Annotated in this window: 1 protein-coding gene; it reads left to right on the top strand. The window is 46.4% G+C overall.

Going from position 1 to position 1,731, the window contains the following annotated elements; all coding sequences use genetic code 11:
• On the top strand, positions 1-1,731 hold a 1,731-nt coding region (locus R8269_RS23785), incomplete at both ends, for an LTA synthase family protein (RefSeq protein ID WP_318222723.1).

Genomic DNA, 1,731 nt, shown 5'->3' with positions numbered 1-1,731 from the left:
TTCATCCTCCCTGCTCTGCTTTCTTCTTTCATGCCACTAAAAGGCAAGGTCGGAGAATGCTGGAAATGGGTATTGCGCCTTTGGATGGTCGCAGGGCTATGGATTCTTGTGTACATGGAGCTGGCAACGGCGCCATTCATTCAAGAATATGACCTGCGTCCGAACCGCCTGTTTGTTGAATACCTCATCTACCCGAAAGAAGTGATGAGCATGCTTTGGACTGGCTACAAACTAGAACTGTTTATTGGTGCAATCGGCACCGCTTTGACGCTAGTTTTAGGCTGGAAATGGAGCAAAAAACTGACCGATAGCGCGCAACAAATCAATTGGAAATGGCGCCCTCTTTTGGCGATTTTCGTTGTGCTTCTTTGTGTTGCAGGCGCTCGTTCGTCTTTGGGTCACCGTCCGCTCAACCCTGCTATGGTGGCGTTTTCGAACGATCCACTGCTTAACGACTTAGCACTGAATTCGTCTTACTCATTGCTATTTGCTGTCAACAATATGAAGTCAGAAAAGAGCGCAGAGCAGTTCTACGGCAAGATGGACAATCAAAAAATGTTGGATCTCGTTCGCGCTTCATCAACGAAGGTCGACTTTGATCCTACATTGCTACCAACCATGAACAGCAACCCAGCGACGTACCAAGGCAAGCGTAAAAACTTGGTTATCTTGTTACAAGAGAGCTTGGGCGCACAGTTTGTGGGCTCTTTGGGTGGTCTGCCTCTTACACCAAACCTTGATGAACTGATGCAAGAAGGCTGGCAGTTTACACAAATGTACGCAACGGGCACTCGTTCAGTTCGTGGTATCGAAGCGGTAACAACAGGCTTCCCGCCATCGCCTTCTCGCGCGGTTGTTAAACTGAGTAAAAGCCAAACGGGTTTCTTTACTATTGCTGATTTGCTGAAAGAACAAGGCTACCACACACAGTTCATTTACGGCGGTGAAGCAAACTTCGATAACATGAAGACCTTCTTCTTCGGCAATGGCTTCGACCAAATTGTTGAAGAGAAAAACTATACGAACCCAGGCTTTGTTGGCTCTTGGGGCGTGAGTGACGAAGATCTTTACAATAAAGCAGATGAAGAGTTTGAGCGCCTTTCAAAAGGCGACAAACCTTTCTTCAGCCTTGTGTTCACATCAAGCAACCACAGTCCTTATGAGTACCCAGAAGGTAAAATCGAACAATACGATTCTGAGCACATGACGCGTAACAACGCGGTGAAATACTCAGATTACGCTTTGGGAACGTTCTTCGACAAAGCGAAAAAATCATCATACTGGGATGACACGATTTTCATCGTAATTGCGGACCACGATGCTCGTGTATTTGGTGCAAACCTTGTTCCTGTTAAGCACTTCCACATCCCTGCTTTGATCATTGGTAAAGACATTCAACCACGTAAAGATGACCGCATCGCCAACAACATTGATATGCCGCCAACGCTGCTGTCTCTTATTGGTGTGGACGCAAAAACACCGATGATTGGCCGTGACTTAACTAAGCCACTGGCTCGCGAAGATGAACGCGCAATGATGCAGTACGACAAAAACTTCGGTTACTTAACCCGAGATAACTTAGTTGTACTTTCTCCTGGCGAAAAAGTGTCGACCATGGAATACGACTTTGAAAGCCAAACGATGAAACCGCTAGAGGTCGATGAATCCGTTATTGACCGAGCAAAAGCAAACGCGCTGTTTGCATCTAAAGCGTATCAAAACAACTGGTAC

It is taken from the genome of Vibrio sp. Vb0667 (assembly GCF_033391095.1).
The sequence above is the reverse complement of the archived record's forward strand: the minus strand, read 5'-3'. Positions and strand labels throughout refer to the sequence as shown.